Source organism: Afipia clevelandensis ATCC 49720, from assembly GCF_000336555.1.
Classification (GTDB): domain Bacteria; phylum Pseudomonadota; class Alphaproteobacteria; order Rhizobiales; family Xanthobacteraceae; genus Afipia; species Afipia clevelandensis.
Genome location: NZ_KB375281.1, coordinates 1 through 14,404, shown reverse-complemented (window position 1 = coordinate 14,404; position 14,404 = coordinate 1). Strand labels below are relative to the sequence as shown.

Annotated in this window: 13 protein-coding genes; 1 reads left to right on the top strand and 12 read right to left on the bottom strand. The window is 61.6% G+C overall.

Going from position 1 to position 14,404, the window contains the following annotated elements:
• Positions 1 to 11: 11 nt before the first annotated feature.
• From HMPREF9696_RS00070 to HMPREF9696_RS00025, 10 genes are all read right to left on the bottom strand, one after another.
• On the bottom strand, positions 12 to 1,334 hold the full coding sequence (locus tag HMPREF9696_RS00070) for an amidase family protein (RefSeq protein ID WP_002710879.1): 1,323 nt from the start codon (positions 1,332 to 1,334) through the stop codon (positions 12 to 14).
• Between the two features lie 28 nt (positions 1,335 to 1,362).
• Positions 1,363 to 2,046: a DUF2848 domain-containing protein gene (locus HMPREF9696_RS00065; protein WP_002710878.1), complete on the bottom strand. Its 684-nt coding sequence runs from the start codon at positions 2,044 to 2,046 to the stop codon at positions 1,363 to 1,365.
• Positions 2,047 to 2,056: 10 nt separating this feature from the next.
• A complete protein-coding gene (locus tag HMPREF9696_RS00060; protein WP_002710877.1) occupies positions 2,057 to 2,725 on the bottom strand; it encodes an ATP-binding cassette domain-containing protein in 669 nt (222 codons plus the stop codon).
• Positions 2,725 to 3,471, bottom strand: a complete 747-nt coding sequence (locus HMPREF9696_RS00055) for an ABC transporter ATP-binding protein (protein WP_002710876.1) — start codon at positions 3,469 to 3,471, stop codon at positions 2,725 to 2,727. The genes HMPREF9696_RS00060 and HMPREF9696_RS00055 overlap by 1 nt, the downstream gene beginning before the upstream one ends.
• Positions 3,468 to 4,391 carry a branched-chain amino acid ABC transporter permease gene (locus HMPREF9696_RS00050; RefSeq protein ID WP_002710875.1) on the bottom strand — a complete coding sequence of 308 codons (924 nt, stop codon included), beginning with the start codon at positions 4,389 to 4,391 and terminating at the stop codon, positions 3,468 to 3,470. The genes HMPREF9696_RS00055 and HMPREF9696_RS00050 overlap by 4 nt, the downstream gene beginning before the upstream one ends.
• The gene (locus HMPREF9696_RS00045) at positions 4,391 to 5,290 is read right to left on the bottom strand and encodes a branched-chain amino acid ABC transporter permease (RefSeq protein WP_002710874.1); all 900 of its coding nucleotides are present in this window, start codon (positions 5,288 to 5,290) and stop codon (positions 4,391 to 4,393) included. The genes HMPREF9696_RS00050 and HMPREF9696_RS00045 overlap by 1 nt, the downstream gene beginning before the upstream one ends.
• Before the next feature lie 43 nt (positions 5,291 to 5,333).
• Positions 5,334 to 6,611, bottom strand: a complete 1,278-nt coding sequence (locus HMPREF9696_RS00040) for an ABC transporter substrate-binding protein (RefSeq protein WP_009735571.1) — start codon at positions 6,609 to 6,611, stop codon at positions 5,334 to 5,336.
• Between the two features lie 75 nt (positions 6,612 to 6,686).
• Positions 6,687 to 7,067 carry a hypothetical protein gene (locus HMPREF9696_RS00035; protein WP_002710872.1) on the bottom strand — a complete coding sequence of 127 codons (381 nt, stop codon included), beginning with the start codon at positions 7,065 to 7,067 and terminating at the stop codon, positions 6,687 to 6,689.
• A 23-nt stretch (positions 7,068 to 7,090) separates the two neighbouring features.
• Entirely contained in the window at positions 7,091 to 8,566 is a 1,476-nt protein-coding gene (locus tag HMPREF9696_RS00030) for a 4-hydroxyphenylacetate 3-hydroxylase family protein (RefSeq protein ID WP_040301027.1), read from the bottom strand.
• Between the two features lie 16 nt (positions 8,567 to 8,582).
• Positions 8,583 to 9,101: a flavin reductase family protein gene (locus HMPREF9696_RS00025; RefSeq protein ID WP_002710870.1), complete on the bottom strand. Its 519-nt coding sequence runs from the start codon at positions 9,099 to 9,101 to the stop codon at positions 8,583 to 8,585.
• A 196-nt stretch (positions 9,102 to 9,297) separates the two neighbouring features.
• Here HMPREF9696_RS00025 and HMPREF9696_RS00020 point away from each other — a divergent pair, with 196 nt between their 5' ends.
• Positions 9,298 to 9,852 carry a MarR family winged helix-turn-helix transcriptional regulator gene (locus HMPREF9696_RS00020; RefSeq protein ID WP_245259176.1) on the top strand — a complete coding sequence of 185 codons (555 nt, stop codon included), beginning with the start codon at positions 9,298 to 9,300 and terminating at the stop codon, positions 9,850 to 9,852.
• A gap of 82 nt (positions 9,853 to 9,934) precedes the next feature.
• Here the strand turns inward: HMPREF9696_RS00020 and HMPREF9696_RS00015 are convergent, their stop codons facing one another.
• Both HMPREF9696_RS00015 and HMPREF9696_RS22095 read right to left on the bottom strand, forming a co-directional pair.
• Positions 9,935 to 10,525 carry an invasion associated locus B family protein gene (locus HMPREF9696_RS00015; RefSeq protein WP_002710868.1) on the bottom strand — a complete coding sequence of 197 codons (591 nt, stop codon included), beginning with the start codon at positions 10,523 to 10,525 and terminating at the stop codon, positions 9,935 to 9,937.
• A 41-nt stretch (positions 10,526 to 10,566) separates the two neighbouring features.
• Positions 10,567 to 14,404 (bottom strand): autotransporter domain-containing protein (locus tag HMPREF9696_RS22095; protein WP_002710867.1); only part of this gene is annotated, 3,838 nt, incomplete at its 5' end.

Genomic DNA, 14,404 nt, shown 5'->3' with positions numbered 1-14,404 from the left:
CCTCCGCGATTCTATACTCCCCGAAGGATTGCTTCGATCCGCGCTGCGATTTCGAGCAGGCGGCGATCGGCATTTCTCCGGCCAATGAGCATCAGTCCTGCGGGCAGGCCTTCAATCGGCAGCGGAAGCGAGATCGAGGGGCAGTCAAGCATGTTCGCGACGCGCGGGTTGCGGAGGACAAGCCCGTTGGCTTCGTGAAAAGCCGCATCTTCCTGCACGGATGCGAGAAGCGGCGCCCGGATCGGCGTCGTCGGAACAATAAATACATCGCCGTGCGCGAATGAATTCTCAAACGCCTTGACGGCCGCATTGCGCAGCCGCGTCATGCGCACATAGTCGGTCGCGAGAATGCCGGCTCCGGCCTCGATACGAACGCGGGTTTTCGGATCGACGCCGTCCAGACTGGTAATGCCGAGCCCGCGCAACGTCGCACCTACCTCGATCGAGGGAAACGTGCCAATCGTGTCAATCCGGGCCACATCATCGAGAGCCTGGTCGATCGAACCGTCCTCGATCTGCAAACCTCCGGCGCGAAGCCGCCTTACAGCGTCCTCAAAACCGTCCAGCACCTCCGGTTCGCACCGGTCGAGCAGCCGGCCACGCGCAACGATCAGACGAAAACTGCCGGGAGATGCTGCGAGCAATGGCTCCGAGGTCAGGTCTCCGGACAGGACGCGATCCGTCGCGGCGCATTCCGCAACGCTCGTGGCAATCGGCCCGATAGTGTCGAGACTGGAGGATAGCGAGAATGCACCGTCCGTCGATATCCGGCCGCGCGTTGGCTTGAAGCCCACCGCTCCCGAAAGCGCCGCCGGAATCCGGATCGAACCGCCGGTATCGCTACCGATGCCAATCTCCGCCATCCCGTCGACAACAGACACAACCGCGCCGGATGACGACCCGCCTGGCACACGTTGGCGATCTCTTGGATTTCCCGGGACGCCGTCATGCGGATTGGTCCCGAGCGCAGAGAACGCAAATTCCGTCATCTGCGTCTTGCCGATAACGACAGCACCTGCCGCACGTAAATGCTTCAGGACGACCGCATCCGCCGCAGCCGGAGCCAACTGGCGCAGAACGGCCGACCCAGCGCCGGTCACCTGGCCTGCCACGTCAAACAAATCCTTGATCGAAACGATCCGGCCGTCGAGCGGTCCGCGCGTCTGTCCCGCCGCCGCACGCCGATCCGATGCTTCGGCTTCCCTCCGGGCGCTCTCGGCAAACACGTCCGTAAAGGCTTTGCCGCCATTCCCGCCTGCGGACTGAATCAGGCTCAACGCGACCTCCAGTCGTTCGACGGCGGAGAGTTTGATCTTGTCGGAGCTGGAGGTCATTTCAGTCTGCCGGAATGAAGACGAGCGATCAGGAAATAACGGGAAGCACCGGAATATCATAACCGTGCATGAGCGAACGGTTAAGGACGGGATCCTTCAATTCCATTTCAAAGCGGGTTGCCGGGCGAATGCCGCCAATGGCGCCCGGTGTGCCGCAAAACATCAGCGTCCCCGCCGGGAGCGTGTCCAAGCCGGTGTGCCTGCGAATAAGGTCGCGGGGCGTCCGCAGGGACGATACCGGGCTGTCCTGATAGAGAACCCGCTCGCCGTTGATCGTCGCCCAGGAGCGAAGGATCAGTTGGTCCCAATGACCTTCGACATCGGCATAGGCCCACAGGTCGCGCCCGACGGGCTTTCCGCAAAGCTGCTTCGACAGGGCAATCCCGGCGGCTTCCGCTTTCCGGTCTGTGTGGTCCGAACCGATGCCGATCCAGAGGCCGTCCGCCATCGCAACGACGACTGGCTCCACCTCGCCCGAGCTATCCGGCCCGAGAACCACAAGGTCGTCCGATTGCGTCAGCGTCTGCGCGGCGACACGGTAGTAAAGCGGCGTGGTGGATGGGCGCGGAACGCCGATGGCCGCGAGTTCCTCGATGTGATGCTCGATTGCGGCCTCGTCCCGGCCGGCCCATCCAGCGATGATCAGCGAATGAATGTCGATCCTGATAAGGTCGGTTCCATTGCTTGCGATGCGATTGAATTCCAGAAACATCTGCGTTCCTTCAGGCTTCCGCCGATTTTGTGATGATTTCGCCGCGTTCGATCTGAAATGTCCTGTCGGCGATGCTGTCGAGCAGAACCGGGCTCGATTCGGTGATCAGCAAGGCAAGCTCGGGCCTGTGCTTGCGCAAATCGCCGAGCGTGCGTGCATAATCCAGCGCCAACGCCGGAGCCAATCCCTGAAACGGCTCGTCGAGCAACAGCACTTTTCTGGCGATAAGAAGCGCGCGCCCCAGCGCCACCATCTTGCCCTGACCGCCGGAGACTCCGCCGCCCGGCCGCTCGCGCATCACATGCAACTGCGGCAACAGCGCGTAAATCTCGTCAAGCCGGCGCTTGATTTCGCCCTTGTCGAGTTTCAGCGCCAGACCGGGCAGAATGATATTTTCTTCAACGCTGATGTCCGCAACCAGCCTGCGGTCTTCAGGCGCATAGCCGATTCCGGCGCGCGCGCGATAATAGGCGGGAAACCGGTTGAGATCTTCCCTGTCGAGCCTGAGCGCGCCACTGTCGAGCGCGATCAGTCCCATGATCGCCCGCAGCGTCGTGGTCTTTCCCGCGCCGTTGCGGCCGATCAGAACTGTCGTCTTGCGTTCGACGATGTCGCAACTGATATCACGCAGCACGCGGACACCTTCGATGGAAACCTGAACCTTGTCGAGACTCAGCATCACGCCACTCCCACGACGCTTTGCAGAACCCGTTCATCCTTGAAGACAACGTCCGGATGCCCCTCTGCCATGATCTTTCCTGCGTTCCAGACGAGGACGCGATTGGCGTAGCGGGCAACAACATCCATGTCGTGCTCGACAAACAGCGCGGTCATCTGGCGCTGGCGAAGCGCCCCCATCAAGGCTTCCATCAACGGAAAACGCTCAAGCGAACTGACCCCGCTGGTCGGCTCGTCAAGCAGAACGAGGCGCGGCTTCAACGCCAGCGCAATGGCAATGTCGAGCAGCTTGCGATGCCCCTCGGGCAAGGTGCTGCTGATGCGATTGCCGTCGTCCGCAAGCCCGACCAGTTCGAGAAGCGCCTTGGCCTCCCTGCTTCGCGATTCCGTCTCGAGCGGACGAACGACCGTCCACAGACCATCCTTTGCGGCAAGCGCGAGCATCATGTTCTCGATCACACGCTGATCGGAGAAGAGCTGTGGAATCTGGAATGCTCGCGCAACGCCAAGACGCGCAATCGCACGCGGCGTAAGGCGCGTGATGTCCTTTCCGGCCAGATGAACACTGCCGGAAGCCGGCCTCACATAACCTGTGCAAAGGTTGAGAAGAGTCGTCTTGCCGGACCCGTTCGGCCCGATCACCGCAAGAAACTCGCCCGGATGAATATCGAGGCTGACGCCATCCGCAGCCTTGACGCCGTTGAAGCCGACATGAAGGTCGCGCGCCTGAAGAATGCCTTCGCTCATTTTGCCACCGCCTCTTTCCGCGCGAGCAGTCCGTAAAGCCCCTTCGGGAGGAACATGATCACAATGATCAGCGCGGCGCCGACAATCAGATTCCAGGCGTCGGTCACCGTGACCGCCGCGGTGTGAAGCAGCTCAAGAAACAGCGCGCCGATGAAGGCGCCCGGAACGCCGCCGACGCCACCAAGAACCGCGACAAGGACGAGTTGTCCCGAAGCCGTCCAGAAGGCAAAGTCAGGCACCACACGTCCGATGGCGAAGCCCGTAATCGCGCCGCCAAGACCCGCCAGCGCAGCCGACACAACATAGGCGATCAACAGCACGGCCCAGACCGGAATTCCGAGATACTCGAGGCGCACCTCGTTGGTGTGAACAGCCGAAAGAGCGTGACCGAGCGGACTGCCCAGATAGCGATGCACGCCAAGACCGACCAGGATCATCAGCGCGAGACTGCCGTAAAACAGCGCGTTCTTGAAAGCGGGTTCGCTCAACACAATCCCGAAGACGGTTGGAATCGGAACCGCCATGCCGTCGGTGCCGCCGGTCACGCCGTACAGCTTGGCGAACAGGGCATAAAACACCATCGACACCGCAAGATTCAGCATCGCGAAAAAGATCGCGCGATAGCGCACCATGAACGCGCCGACCACGGCGCCGGCGATCGCGGCAACCAGAACGGAGAGCAGAACCAGAGCGCCGAAGTCATGAATTCCGGCACGCGCCAGGAACGCGACGCCATAAGCGCTTGCCGCAAAGAACATGGCATGGCCGATCGAAATCAGCCCTGCACGCAGCAGGATCGCCACGCCAAGCGCTGCAAAACCCTTGGCAATCGCCAACGTGAGAACGAACTCCAGCCAGGGCGCCAGCACCGGCGCAACCGCGAGAACGAGAACGGCCGCAATGGCAAGACCTGTGCGCATCATATCCTCCGGGCCGTGACCGAGCCGAACAGCCCGTAAGGACGGATCAACAAAACAATCAGCATCGCCGCGTAGGGAGCGACGGCATCGAGCGACGGCACGAAATAGATGGCCAGCACGCGCGCGAAACCGACAATCAGCGATGCAAGCGCTGCGCCTTCAATCTGACCGAGGCCACCGATGGCGGCGACGGCGAAGGCAAGGACCATCGTGTCGGCGCCGAGGCCTGGCGCAACACCGGATGTCGGAACCGCCAGTGCGCCGCCGAGTGCTGCGAGAAACACGCCGAGCGAAAATGCGATAACGAATATCCGGTTGGTATCAATTCCGATGGACTGCGCCATTTCGCGGTCGGCGACGACGGCGGTGATCAGCCGCCCGAGCCGGGTGTGCTTGATGAGCAGGCGCAGGCCGATGATGACAAGCACGGCCATCGCGATCAGAAGAATCTGGTAGTTCAAATAGACCACGCCGCCAATCGACGAGGTGCCGAGAAGCCGCATCGGCGCATCCTCGTACAGGGACTGCACGCCGAAAATCATGCGCTGGACATCTTCGAGGATCAGGAAAAGTCCGAATGTGATCAGAATCTGAACCGCTTCGGATTTTCCATAGGTCCATCGGATCAGGGTCCGCTCGATCAGCGGACCGAAGATCGCAGCGACAAACACCGCGCTGAACAGCAACGCCAAGAATGACAGATACGGACTGAGCTGCCTGCTTGCGATGAACAGGCAGATCGAGGCCGCCGCATAGGCGCCGATCGAGTAAAGGCTCCCATGCGCCACATTCAGGACCCTCAGAACGCTGAACACCAGCGTCAGGCCCACCGCCGCGAAGAAGATCAACGCGGCGCTGGCGAGACTATCCAGTAACAGAGGAATGATGGTGGTCGACATTCATGCACCTGTCAGATGGACTGCGGCAAAGCGACAAGCGCGATTACTTGTAGCTTCCGGGCTTTGGCAGAGACTTCGCGAAGTCCGGCGTCAGGGTCGAAATCCATGCAATGGGATCCTGCCCTTCCTTTGGCATCAGGGCGTCACCCTTGTAACGAACCATGTCTCCGATCACGGGGAACGGCTGATCCGCAGACTTCGCCGTGACGCCGACGATCTGGTCGACCACACCGTCATTGTCTGTGCGTGTCTTCGTCGTTCCGGTCAGCGTCGCGACGGTGCTGCCCTTCATCGCCTCCGCGAGTTCGGCGCGGCTCGGCCACTTGCCGCCGTTCTTCTTCATGGCCGCGCTATAGGCCGCCTGAACATAGAGAAGCGTATTGGCCATCTTGATCGACGGGAATACCGGATATTCTCCGAAACGCGCCTTGTAGGCATCGGCAAACTTCTTTGTCTCCGCATTGGCTCTGGCGTCCGGCGACATCCACCAGCCATCGCCAAGGACACCGACGATCACGCCGTCTGGAAGTGCGACGCGCTGAAGCACGGTTTCACCGAGCGCCAGAACGACCTGGCTCGAGGTGAACAGGCCGCGCGGCGAGGCCTGACGCACGAAGTTCTCAAGATCAGCGCCCCAGAGATTGGAAAAAATCACATCGGGACGCGTAGTGGCGAGACGGGAAATTTCGGTCTGATAATTCGGCGAGCCGAGCTTGGGGAACAGCTCGGCGACAACCTGAACGTCCGGCTTCAGCGCCTGCAACGCAGCCTTGAAGATCTTCGCCGCGTCATGGCCGAACGCATAATCGGGATTGATGATGGCAACGGTCTTGATGTCCGGCTTCTTCGCAAGAAGATAGATCGCGTAGGCGATGAACTCCGGAACGGTGTTGCCGTTGGGGCGGAACACATACTTGCTCTTGCCATCCAGCAGCAGTTGATGCGTATCGCAGTTCCAGCCGACGGTCGGCACTTCGAGCTGATCGGCAATCGGCGCCAGCGCAAGACAGTTGGCGCTCGACAGCGCGGCCATCATCACCTGGTTCTTCGGATCGCCCGCGAGACGGCGATATTCCGCGATGATGCCCTGGGTGCCCTGGGCTTCATCGACATAGGTCGGCGTGATCGGCACGCCGCCGAAACCGCCCTTGGCATTGATCTGCTCGATCATCAATTCGGCAGCATTCTTGCCTGGCATCCCGTAAGCGGCGGCCGGACCCGACGTGAACGTGAAAATGCCGAGTCCGACAGAGGCCGGCTTTTCCTGCGCGGCAACCGGGCTGGACAAGGCAAGGCCCGCAGTCAGTGCAAGTGCAGACATACAAGTGGTGATTTTCATGACATCCCCCGTCTTATGGTGCGCTGTTGGCTATGGAATTCTGGTAGTGCCGCTGGATCAGACCGGATCGAAGTAGTGAATTTCGATCAGCATGCAGCCATTCACCGACTTGAACGGGCCGTGCTGCGCGTGAGGCGGACGGCATGCATAGGTGTTCGGCGGAAAGCTCTTGCCGCCCTCGCCCTTCGCATCGTTGCCAACGATCAGGTCACCCGAGACGAGATACACTTCTTCCCAGTACTCGTGAGAAAACGGTGCCGTCGTATAGACACCGGGCTCGAAGCGGAGAAGCCGGGTGCGCGTGCCGCGCCTGTTCTCTTCGTCCAGTCCGCCGGAAAGAATCTTCTGCTGAATGCCTGCCGGATAGCCCGCAGGGACTTCCCAGCCGGAGTTCATATCGAGTGTGTAGAATTCATCGTGCTTCTTGTTTACTGGCATCTTCTATCTCCTTCTTCGATATGTCAGGCAGCTTTGCTTGGAGAGACGATTCCACCGCTCATGTCATAGGAGTCGAGCATCCGCTGCACGAGCGCATCCGAGCCCGCCCAATCATAGGTGCGGTAGGAGTGGCCCTTGGTGACGAAGGTCGCGCCGGCATAGAACATTTCGTACTGCTGATGCCGCGATCCGAACTCGGATCCGACAGCATCCCAGGCGAGCTTGTAGAACTTCACGCGGTCGTGCGAATTCGCCTTCGGCGACTGCTGCGTCTTCTCAATCAGGCTCGCAATCTCGGGATTCGCGAAATCCGCGATCGACGACGGCAGCATGATCATGCCGCCCCCGGCCAGCTCGCGCAGCGTATTCACGATGTGGGAATAGAGTTGCTGGGTCAGAACCTGGGCCGCATACAGGGTGTGACGGTGCGGAATAAAGTACGGACCGATATGCGCGCCTTTGGCTTCCATCGCGGCCACAAGCGCGTCGACCATCCCGGTCTCCGCCGCAAGCTGTCCGAGCATTTCGCGCACCTGCGGAAATTGCGTCACGCCGTTCATCTCGGCGGTACGATGCGCGAGGCCCGCCAGGAACTTGAGCTTCACGCTCAAACGGACCATCGCCTGATAGTTCTGATAGACATGGCACGGCGTCGCATGGAACTGCTTCTGGCACATCTCGACATTGCCCTCGATGAACACGCGATCCCACGGAACCTTCACGTCATCGAAATAGAGTACCGAGTCGTTCTCGTCGAAGCGGCTTGAGAGCGGGTTGTCGAAAACAGCTCCGGCAGCATCCTCGTAGGATTTGCGCGAGAGCATCTTGAGGCCCTTGGTGTTCATCGGAATGGCGAAGGACATCGCGTAGCGCTCTTCACCCGGACGCATCGGCTGGATCGTCGTGACGAACACCTCGTCCGCAACGACGCCGCCGGTGGCGAGCATCTTGGCGCCGCGGATGGTGATTCCTTCCGCGTCCTTGTCGACAACGCCGGCCGTCAGGAACGGATCGGCCTGCTCCGCCGCGCCCTTCGAGCGGTCCGCCTGCGGATTGATGATGACATAGGTCAAATAGAGGTCGTTATCGCGAGCGTAGCGATAGTAGGATTCGAGCGCTCCGGCGCGCGCCGGATCATATGCCTTGAACACATCGAGACCCATGTAAAGTCCGGAGATACAGGATGCGACGTGATCCGGAGCGCGGCCCATGAAGCCGCCATGGAGCGACGCCCATGCTTCGAGCGCCTTGCGCCGCTCGACCAGTTCCGCGTAGGACGTCGGCAACTGCCAGATGCGATTTGCCCGCGCGCCGTCGTTGTCGAACGTCATCAGTTCCTGGTTGGCCGGCGCGCTTGCGAAATCGAACAGGCCCGCCATCGAGGTCGCGACGTTACGGAATGCGTGATGCGTCGTGACATCGTCCACCGCAGACCCATTGATGTAGATCGTGCGGCCATCGTTCAGGCTCGACAGATAGTCCTTTGCAGAGCGCATCATCAATCCTCCGGTGAAATCAATAGTGAATGGGCAGCGGCCAGGTCGGCTCGCGTTCGGTTTCGTCGACGAGGTCGCGGTATCGGCCGCGAAAGAAGATCAGCGGCGCAGGCGCATCGGAATGAACGGTGTGGCGGACGACGCGGACGACGAAAATGACATGATCGCCACCGTCGTAACTTGCGTAAGGCTCACACTCGAAGTGCGCGAGTGCGCCGGAAATCAGGGGTGCTTCGGCATGGCCGACGCTGGTCTTCACCTGATCCCACTTGTTGGCCAGGGCGCGCGCAAACTGGTTGGAAACGTTTTCCTGCTGGCGGGCCAGCACATTGACCGCAAAGCCCTTGGCTTCCTGCATGGCCGGGAGGCTCAGAGCCTTTCGGTCGACACTGAAAAGCACGAGAGGCGGATCGACCGAGACCGAGTTGAACGAACTCATGGTCATGCCGACAAGCTCGCCGCCCTTCCCGCGCGCGGTTACAACCGCAACCCCGGTGGCAAATTCCCCAAGAGACTGTCTGAAAGCACGGCCGTCCATGAAGCACCCGACATTTGACGATCCCAACCCTTTTTATCTTTGTTATTTAGCTTTATGACAAAGCTATTACGCACTGTCAACCGAATCCGTCAAGGCGGCCGTGGCTTGTTTGACGCACTGTGGTACGGTTATGGAAATCAAAGAGAATGAGAGGCTTGCGGTGCTTGACGTACTGTTGACGGCGTCGAAACCTGAATTGCTCGACGGCGACAGCGACCGCACGCTGCGCGGCCTTCTGTACGATTACTTTGCCTTTGGCCGCAGCCTGGAGGCGGCGCGCGCGCAATTCGCGAGCTACGTCGACCTGTCGCCGACCCAGTATCTGATCCTGATCGCCGTCGCGCATTCGACGGACAAGGAGCCGATGGGAATCAACCAGATCGCCGCGCGGCTGTATCTGAGCGGCGCGTTTGTCACGATCGAAGTGAACAAACTGGTTTCCAGTGGCCTGATCGAAAAGAGCGTCCATCCAAACGACGGCCGCCGCGTGCAATTGACCGCCACGCGGGAAGGCCTCGATCGCTTGAAACGCCTCGCTGCGTTCCAACGGCCGGTCAACGATGCGCTGTTCGGATCGTTGAGCCGCGAGGAGTTCAAGCTCTTATCGCAACTGCTTGCCCGGCTCGCCGCTGGCGGCGATCACGCCGTCAAGCTGGCGGAACACCTCGCCGGAACGATTGACAACGACGCGACCGCCACCTCGGCACCTGCAACACCGGCCGCGCGCCGGCGGAAAAGCGCGGCCCGTTAATCGCATCGCGCCGTAGTGACCGCTGAACGCGAACGATCACGCGCGGCTTCTGGTCGATACCACCCGCGCGCGTTCCCGCAAGCTAGTTGATCTTGTCGTAGCCTTCCGCAAAGCCGGAAAGCACGAAAGCAAGATTGACGTTTTCCTTGTTGAGATTCTGAAAGGTCACCAACAGCCGCTTCCCGCCCTTCATCGCGCCCAGCAATTCCGGCGAAACGGTCGTCGCGGCATAGCATCCCTTCAGGTCGCAGGTCTGAATTACAAGTGCCTGCGGCTTGCTCTCGTCAATCTGCAGATTGACGCCGCCCGGCAGAAACAACCCGACCGGAAGCTGGATCATCATCACCGGCTGACGTGTTTCGGGCGGGAGCTTGACGTTCACGGACGCAACCAGTTGACCGGTCTTGGTGATGAACAGGCTCTGTTCGATCTCGCACAGCAACGCGGCCTTCCTGCCCTCGCTGGAACAACGCGAGGTCCAGACCGGTTGCGGCGGCGCGTGGCCATCGGCGGGTGCGGCCTGTGCGGTGTTGCCCGATGCAGCAGCCGGAGCTGCTGCTTTCGGTGCCGATTTGACCTGCTTGTGCTGCGGCTGCTGGGCCTTGACCGTAACCGGCAGAGCCATTGCGACAATGCCCGACATCAGAAAGAACGCTCGCGCTACTTTGCTCATGATCTCCCCGCCGGATGTTCTGTCGCAGCCACGGCGCATGGTTACCACGCAACCTTCATACCGGCCATTCCTGAATAAGCCAGACTTTGCGAGGCGACCTGTGTCGCCAGCGAACTGAACAGCGATAACTTACGATCGATGGCGAGTTCGCTTCCAATGACGATCTGAGCCGAATCCGCCAGAGCGGGCGTCCCTACCGTGCTGAACAGAAAACCCGGTGCAACATTAAACGACGCAGTAATGTGTCTGTCCGGCATGAAGTCATGAACCCAGGCGGCGCGCAGATAAGGCGCGAAGGTCATCCCGTTCTCAAGCATGAACTTGCTGTCGAATTGCAGGCCGAGCGACGACGGCAAGGACGTCGTCGCCTGCGCCTGATAGGTCAGCCCGAGCAGGCTGGCCGGGCTCCCGTAAACCGGCGTCTCGGTGTAGCCGCGCTGCCATGTACTTGCGAATTGCATCGCCGCGAAGGGCGTGAACGCGAAACGGCCAATGGTCTGCCGCCATCCGAGTTCGAGGCGTCCGGAGAGCTGATCGCTGGCAAATCGCCCCATGACGAATTCGCTCGGCAATCCGGCTGCGTTGATCGACCGCGTTGTGCTGTTATCAAACCGGCCATAAGCCACGCTGCCGCTGAGATACCATGGACCGTCACGATAGGCGCCGTAGACGCCCAGATGCCCGCCTTCGGTACGGCCATTGGTCGAGCGATCGGGCACGGAGTAGGTCGCGCCGCTGCCGCCTGCGCTGAATCCGAAAACCGCGTTGTCGCCGAATTGCCGTTCAACGCCGAAGCCGCCGCCGACACTGGTTATGGCCGCGCCCGGCGTTCCGAGCGTTGTGTTGCCGTCGATTGTTTGCCTTGAGCCGAACGGCGCGCCCCACGCCCGCCAGCGATCGGAGAATGCGAGAGGCGCAGGCGTTCGGAAAGCCGAATTGGCAATAACGTCCGCGGGCGATACGGCCGCATACGCCAGCGCCCTGTCATCGAAAACGACACCATTGCCGCCTGCTGCTCCTGCGACCCACGATCCGACCTGATCGAACATGGCCGACGTGAAGGCTGTACCGGCCGTAAACGCGGCTTGCTGCACGGCGGCCGCGCCACCGCCACCCACTGCATTGTAGAACGTCGACAGCGACTTCTGATCCGGCAAGTCGAACAACGCGGATGCAATCGGCGCAAACCCTGGCGAACTGCGCGCGGTCTGGATCGCGTTGATGGCGTTGCCGATGGAAGCAAACTGCGGCGGAAGACCGACCGGATTGAACGTAACGCTGTAACCGAGCACAATGTCGTTGGGGTTCGGATACATCAGCCCATAAGAGACAATTGCTGACGGCGCCACGTTGAGGCTCAATCCCGGATGGGCAACGCCGCCAGCCGCAGAGACAATCGTCATCTGATGGTCGCCGGGCAGCACGAGATACTTGTTCAGGAAATTGATGGCGACTTTTCCGGAAATCGAACCTGTGCCCGTCGCATTGATCCGGTCCGCAGTACTCGGCCCGAAATCGAGATCGAGCTGATAGGACGCCCCGGACGATTGAACGATTTTTCCGGTGACCGCGCTGGTGAAGACGTTGTTGATTGCGCCCGGCGACATCGTTCCGTCATTGGTGAAGACATTTCCGGTGCCGACCATGACATTGGCGCCCATGTTGAAGAGTGCAGCCGCCTTGTTGTTGATCGCATTGAGACCCGCGCCGAGGTCTACCGAGCCGGTCATAATGCCGTAGTTATCGACCGTGTCGTTGCCGCCGGTCGCTGTCATCGCATTACCCGCGATCTGGTTGATCGACGTGATTGTCCCGTAGTTGGTCAGGGTGTTGGTCACACCGTCAAGGAACCCGACACCGGCACCGGTGCCGCTGCCGCCGGTAATCGTTGTGCCGGCTGTTACGGTCAGGTCGATGTTGCCATTGCCCGTGCCGCCCGCGCTCTGCAGCAACAAAGCGACCGAGTTCAGGCCAATGGCCGCAACATCGCGGTCCTGAATCAGCGACACGCTCGCGCCGGTGCCCGTGCCGCCCGCCGTGCCCTGGAACATCGGATCGAGGCCGAGCAGATCGCCTGACTTTCCGACGACACCGCCGCCGCCACCGACACTCTGCACGAAGACGCCAGCAGCATTATCGCCCGTCATGATGATGGACCCGTGATTGACAACGCTCACTGTGCCGCCATTGCCGTTGCCCTGCGCCTGAAGCGCAAAGGTCGCGGCGCTGTCCGCGGTTGCGATGCCGCCGCCGCCACCGACACTCTGTGCGAACAGTCCCACAGAGCCCGCGCCTGTCATGATGATCGTTCCGGTCGACGTGTTGGTGACGGTCACATCGCCGCCACGTCCGATCGAACCGCTTCCGCCACCGATCGGAACCACGGCGCCGATCGTCGCCGCGATAGCCGAGCCGCCCGAGCCGCCACCGCCGCCGACGCTTTGCGCGAAGATCGCAACCGAATTGATGCCCGTTGTGGTGATAGCGCCATCGTTCGTGACCGTGATAGTGCCGCCGTTACCGCCGTTGCCGCCCGTGCCACCCACGGCAACCGTGCCGCCGCCCGCGGTGCCGGAAACGGTCAGCGCCGCGCCGCCGTTGCCGCCGCCACCGCCGACGCTTTGAGCGAAAATCGCGGTCGATCCAGCGCCCGTGGTTGTGATCGTGCCGGTCGAACGATTGGTGATCGTGATATCGCCGCCGTCACCGCTCGAGCCGCCGCCGCCGCCAACGCCGATTCCCACCGGTGCACCGAGGCCGTAGCTTCCGGAGGTGCCGCCGTTGCCCCCGCCGCCACCGATGCTCTGTGCAAAGATGCCAAGGGCAATCGCACCATTCGTGCGGATCGCACCGTAGTTGTCGATAGTGATGGCGCCTCCGTTGCCGGACGATGCACCGTTGCCGCCCACCGAAATCGAAAGTCCAATGCCTCCCGACACGACGTTGCCGCCGCCGCCGCCCACGCTCTGGGCCTGAATGCCGATCGAATTCACGCCGAGCGTCGTGATGGAGCCGCCATTGCTCACGGTGACGTTGCCGCCGTTCCCGCCGCCGCCGGCGGTGCCGCCGAAGGAAAAGGTGCCGCTCGACGTTCCGCCATTGCCGCCGCCCCCGCCGATGCTCTGCGCAAGAATACCCTGCGAATCCGCGCCCTGAGTGCTGAGAGTGCCCGTATTGCTCACCGTGACGATGCCGCCGGGGGTGGTGGATGCACCGTTGCCGCCCAATGAAACAAGCCCGCCCGAGTTTCCGCCATCGCCGCCGCTGCCGCCGACGCTCTGGGCAAAAATCGCAATCGAATTCGCGGCGCTGGTGGTGATGGCGCCGCTGTTGGTCACCGAGACATTGCCGCCATTGCCGCCGCTCGATCCGCTGCCGCCGAGCGACACAAGGCCGCCGGAACTGCCGCCACCGCCGCCGCCTCCGCCGATGCTCTGTGCGAAGATGCCGTACGATCTTGCCGAATGTGTCGTGATCGAGCCGGCATTGTTGACCGTAACCGTGCCGCCATCACCGGCGCTGGCGCCACTGCTGCCGAACGCGACAACGCCATACGAACTGCCGCCGCTCCCGGCAAACCCGCCGATGCTCGCAGCGTAAATGCCGTTGGAATAGGTGCCGAAGGTTTCGATGGCCGAGCCGGACAGCGTCGTGACATTGACACTGGAGCCGTAGGCCGCGCCGCCGCCGCTGCTCGATCCGCAATAAATTCCGGCGCAATCGCCTGCCGATCCGCCCGCGCCGCCGCGGCTCACTGCGCTGATGCCGTTTGCGTCTGAACCGCTGGTTCTGACGGACCCGTTGAGCGTGACCGCAACCGCGCTGGCGTGACCGCCCTCGCCGCCGTTGCCTCCGCTTCCGCCGAGACCGGCGGAATCG

Excerpts from the sequence above, each read along its gene's own strand:
- HMPREF9696_RS00070 (WP_002710879.1), bottom strand. The coding sequence starts at position 1,334 with ATGACCTCCAGCTCCGACAAGATCAAACTCTCCGCCGTCGAACGACTG.
- HMPREF9696_RS00065 (WP_002710878.1), bottom strand. The coding sequence starts at position 2,046 with ATGTTTCTGGAATTCAATCGCATCGCAAGCAATGGAACCGACCTTATC.
- HMPREF9696_RS00060 (WP_002710877.1), bottom strand. The coding sequence starts at position 2,725 with ATGCTGAGTCTCGACAAGGTTCAGGTTTCCATCGAAGGTGTCCGCGTG.
- HMPREF9696_RS00055 (WP_002710876.1), bottom strand. The coding sequence starts at position 3,471 with ATGAGCGAAGGCATTCTTCAGGCGCGCGACCTTCATGTCGGCTTCAAC.
- HMPREF9696_RS00050 (WP_002710875.1), bottom strand. The coding sequence starts at position 4,391 with ATGCGCACAGGTCTTGCCATTGCGGCCGTTCTCGTTCTCGCGGTTGCG.
- HMPREF9696_RS00045 (WP_002710874.1), bottom strand. The coding sequence starts at position 5,290 with ATGTCGACCACCATCATTCCTCTGTTACTGGATAGTCTCGCCAGCGCC.
- HMPREF9696_RS00040 (WP_009735571.1), bottom strand. The coding sequence starts at position 6,611 with ATGTCTGCACTTGCACTGACTGCGGGCCTTGCCTTGTCCAGCCCGGTT.
- HMPREF9696_RS00035 (WP_002710872.1), bottom strand. The coding sequence starts at position 7,067 with ATGCCAGTAAACAAGAAGCACGATGAATTCTACACACTCGATATGAAC.
- HMPREF9696_RS00030 (WP_040301027.1), bottom strand. The coding sequence starts at position 8,566 with ATGATGCGCTCTGCAAAGGACTATCTGTCGAGCCTGAACGATGGCCGC.
- HMPREF9696_RS00025 (WP_002710870.1), bottom strand. The coding sequence starts at position 9,101 with ATGGACGGCCGTGCTTTCAGACAGTCTCTTGGGGAATTTGCCACCGGG.
- HMPREF9696_RS00015 (WP_002710868.1), bottom strand. The coding sequence starts at position 10,525 with ATGAGCAAAGTAGCGCGAGCGTTCTTTCTGATGTCGGGCATTGTCGCA.